Source organism: Niastella vici, assembly GCF_002077945.1.
Taxonomy (GTDB): Bacteria; Bacteroidota; Bacteroidia; order Chitinophagales; family Chitinophagaceae; genus Niastella; species Niastella vici.
The window spans coordinates 1-3,954 of sequence record NZ_LVYD01000053.1; the positions used below are offsets into that span (position 1 = coordinate 1).

A 3,954-nucleotide genomic window follows, 5' to 3' on the forward strand; every position below is an offset into this window, starting at 1 on the left:
TAGGGTCGCCTGTAAAAAGGCGACCTTTCTTTTTTAATACCCCGCCCACCAATTCACCAAAATAAAATACCCCTCGCGGCAAGCCGGGAAGGGTATCACAAACGTTTCTACAGTCTTTATAACTACTTCAATACTTTTATTTTAATACTCCTGAAACTTACCTCATTGCCGTGGTCCTGCAGCAAAATATGCCCTTTAGGCGCTTCGCCGAAGTTTTTCCAGACCTTGTATTTGCTGAGGGCAACCAGTTCCCTGAACGCCGGAGAACCACGATCGTATTCCAGCACTTTAACGCCATTCAGGTAATGCACCACATGGTTGTTGGGATATACCACTACACGCCCGGTATTCCATTGCCCGGGCTGATGAATGAACCGCTTTTGCTTATCGGCCTTTATAAGGTCGTATAAAGAAGCCAGTGTACGATTGCCATTGCGGCCCAGCTTGGCATCAGGATGCAGGGTATCGTCCAGCACCTGGTATTCGAGGCCAATGGCAGAACCGGCGTTATTCTCGCTCAGCGTAACAAAATACTTCACCCCGCTGTTGGCGCCGGGCGTTAATTTAAAATCGAACGACAGGTCAAAAGCGCTGTATTCTTCTTTGGTAACAATATCGCCGCCATTGGTTGACTCAGCGCCATTCGATGACAGCACAGTGAGGTTTCCGTCTTTTACTTCCCAGCCTTTTTCAGGAAACCCGGGTTTGTAAGCCCCTTTCCAGCCATTGGTTGTTTTTCCGTCGAACAGTAATTTCCAGCCATCGGTTTTCTCGTATGGAGAAAGCGTGTTGGGAATATAGTTGGCGACATAAACGCCTTTTGCGAAAGGCGCCGGCGACAGGCCTGTCGTTTTAATACGGATATTGCGCCAGTAGATCTTCTCCCCGGCCAGCTCGGGTTTAGGAATGGCATGCACCTGTAAGGCAATAAATCCGCTTTTATCAACGGTATCCACCACATAAGCACAGGCTTTACCGTTTACCCAGGTCCTGATGTTGTTACCAATACACTCAACCCGCACTTTGTTGTACTCGCCGGTTTTAAAGGCGCTTTGCGCAGCAGGGTTCAGCGACAATGGGTACAACCAATCACGGCGTGCTTCATCATACACCCCGCCCGTCCAGGCGCGGGAGGAGGGATCCAGTTCAAACTGGTAACCATACACCCGGCCTTTACCGCCGCGGCCATTACTCATCTCGGGATTGTAATGGCTTCTGAACTGAATGCCCGAATTGGAAGTAGTGTCTTCGATCTTTACTTCCAGCTCGAGTACAAAATCGCCGTATTCTTTTTCGGTAACCAGAAATGTATTGGGAGAATTAGGCACTGTAATACCTACAATGGCGCCATCTTCAATTTTATAATCAGCGCTGCCGGTGATCTTTTTCCAGCCATTGAGAGTTTTCCCATCAAACAAACTTGTAAACCCATTGCCCGGCTGGGCCAATGCTACTGTTGTTGAAACGATCGCAAAAAGTACGCAGGAAAGTTTTTTCATATGTCAGTTAAAATAAAGATTATAATAAGTTGTAGGCTGGTTTCCATTTTTCGATCGTGTGATTAAAAATGGCAGTATTGGCCATCGAAACACAAATGGCCGTGGTGGCGCCGGTAAGTATGTTTGAAGCCGGTGTTTTCTTATTGGTGATACAATCATGGAACCCGATCAATGCATACCAGGTACCGTCTTTAGTTGGCTCATTCAAAATATTAATACCGCCTTCCTTGTTCCACTCAATTTTTGTAGCGCCGGTTACGCCATCAACTGTTTGCAATTCTTTTTTAGTAGTTGGTTCGGGATAATAAACGCCTTCATGCATCAGGAGATGCACCGCGCCTTTTGTGCCTTTTAGCTTGAAGATATAACCGTCATGCGCGTTGCCACAGGTAGCTCCAAAATTTCCGATCATGTTTTCCTTTGCATACCGCAATACCACCTGTACATTATCGTAAGTTTCTCTTCCGTCTTTGTAGAAATCAATACCGCCGGTTCCCAGCACCTCATCGGGATGCGTATTGAATGCCCAGTTAATGAAATCCATCTGGTGCGATAACAACTCAGCCGGCAAACCACCTGAGTATTCCCTATACATTCGCCAGTTCACCTGTTTGTCGGTATAGCCATCAGGCACCGGGCGACGCCAGCTCCCGTTACGGTCCCAACGGGCATCAATCTGCGTAATTTTTCCCAGGTAACCTTTATCGATCATTTCCTTTACCTTAAAATATAAAGGGGTCGACCGGTATTGGTGTCCTATTTGCACCACCTGTGCAGGCCGTGCTTTTGCTATTTTCACCAGGTCGAGGGCCTGGTCAAGCGCATAGGTCATTGTTTTTTCGAGGTAAATATGTTTACCCGCCAGCAACGCATCTTTAGCAATGTGGTAATGTTCGCTGAGGGTAACTGCTATCACTACGGCGTGAACCGTTTTATCGTCGAGCAGTTGGCGATAATCTTTATATTCCTTTGGCGGGGTGGTAGCGATCTTTTTTGCATTCCCGAGCCTGAAGTCAAGCACATCGCAAATGGCTGTTACTGCAAACCGGTCGTTTAGCTCAGTAAGCATTTTCATAATGCCTGTGCCGCGGTCGCCGCAACCGATGATGCCGATGTTTATTTTTTCTGCTGTACCGGCAAAAGCCTGAACCCATTGGTTGGAGAATACCAGGCCACCGGCCAGTAATCCAGACTGTTTAATGAAATGACGTCTGCTCATATAGCAAATAGCAACATTTTTTGTTTAATGATAGTATGGGATCCCTGCTCCTGTATAAGTTGAAAAATTCCATTTATCGGCTGCATGCCGGCAATAATTTAATACGATTATTATGGCTGCAGTAATTTATAGAACCGGCTCGAAGCAGTATCTGCTATGGCGCCGGTGGGGGTACGGTAAATAAAATGAGCAGCCATCTCTTTTCGCTGTTCCACAAATTGCAGCGCCTTTTTCAATCCCATTACCATCAGGGCGTTGTCGTAGGCATCGGCAGTAATGGCATCACGGGCATATACAGTTACGCTGATCAATTCATTCTGCGCCGGGTAACCGGTACGCGGGTCAATAATGTGGGTGATCTTTTTCCCTTCGCTTTCATAGAACTTACGGTAGCTGCCCGAGGTGGTGATGGCGCCCTGTTCAACTGCAACCACTTTGCTGATCATTGATAATTCAAAATCGTTCTCTCCCGGCGCTTCTATCCCTATCTTCATTTTCTCCCCGCCGGGTTGCTTATGTCCTTTTACGCGGATCTCGCCGCCAACTTCTACCAGGTAGTTTTGGATGCCGTGCGCTTCGAGGTAATCGGCAATAACGTCAACACTGTATCCCTGGGCTATGCCGTTCACATCGATGCTGGTGCAGGGTTTTCTTTTTAAAAGGGTTTTGCCCTTTGTATAGAGGTTTAAAGAACTTACACAGGCTTTTAATGACCTGATGGTGCCAGAATCGGGCAGGCCGGTCATTTTTTTGGGACCAAATCCCCAGGCTTGTACCAGGGGTTGAACCGTAATATCAAAAATCCCCCCCGTTTGCCGGTAGGTATCCATTGATTTATTAAATACGTTCTGGAAATGATTATCCATTACAACGCCGTTGGGCGAATTATTGAACAGCGTGATGAGTGATTGCGGGTTGTAGATAGAAAGGGAGGTATCGATCTTCGCGAGGATGCTATCGATCTGTTGCTGGCCGATGGCGCTATCCCGGGCATACCAGGTAATGTGGTAGGAAGTGCCCTGGGCTTTACCAGTGATCTGTATTTTTCGCCATGCCAGTTGATGTATGAAAGCGGTACAGGTAACTAACAGCACACATAGATATCGCATTCGACAAATTTAATCAAAAAGCGATGTGTAAAATATGCGTTTAATTAAGTTGTATTGGCAAAGTGGGCAGATGCGGGCTACAGAATTGTTAATGGTCTTAAAAGCAAAAAGCCTCTTGAACACAAGT

3 protein-coding genes are annotated in these 3,954 nt (G+C 46.8%); all 3 read right to left on the reverse strand.

The annotated features are described in order from the left end of the window. Positions 1-122 precede the first annotated feature (122 nt). A complete protein-coding gene (locus tag A3860_RS21835; protein WP_081149880.1) occupies positions 123-1,499 on the reverse strand; it encodes a 3-keto-disaccharide hydrolase in 1,377 nt (458 codons plus the stop codon). A gap of 19 nt (positions 1,500-1,518) precedes the next feature. Further along, positions 1,519-2,718 (reverse strand): Gfo/Idh/MocA family protein, encoded by a 1,200-nt coding sequence (locus A3860_RS21840; protein ID WP_081149883.1) that lies wholly within the window; start codon positions 2,716-2,718, stop codon positions 1,519-1,521. 110 nt (positions 2,719-2,828) lie between these two features. Further along, positions 2,829-3,827: an FAD:protein FMN transferase gene (locus A3860_RS21845; RefSeq protein ID WP_081149886.1), complete on the reverse strand. Its 999-nt coding sequence runs from the start codon at positions 3,825-3,827 to the stop codon at positions 2,829-2,831. Positions 3,828-3,954: the final 127 nt, after the last annotated feature.

Excerpts from the sequence above, each read along its gene's own strand:
- A3860_RS21840 (WP_081149883.1), bottom strand. The coding sequence starts at position 2,718 with ATGAGCAGACGTCATTTCATTAAACAGTCTGGATTACTGGCCGGTGGC.
- A3860_RS21845 (WP_081149886.1), bottom strand. The coding sequence starts at position 3,827 with ATGCGATATCTATGTGTGCTGTTAGTTACCTGTACCGCTTTCATACAT.
- A3860_RS21835 (WP_081149880.1), bottom strand. The coding sequence starts at position 1,499 with ATGAAAAAACTTTCCTGCGTACTTTTTGCGATCGTTTCAACAACAGTA.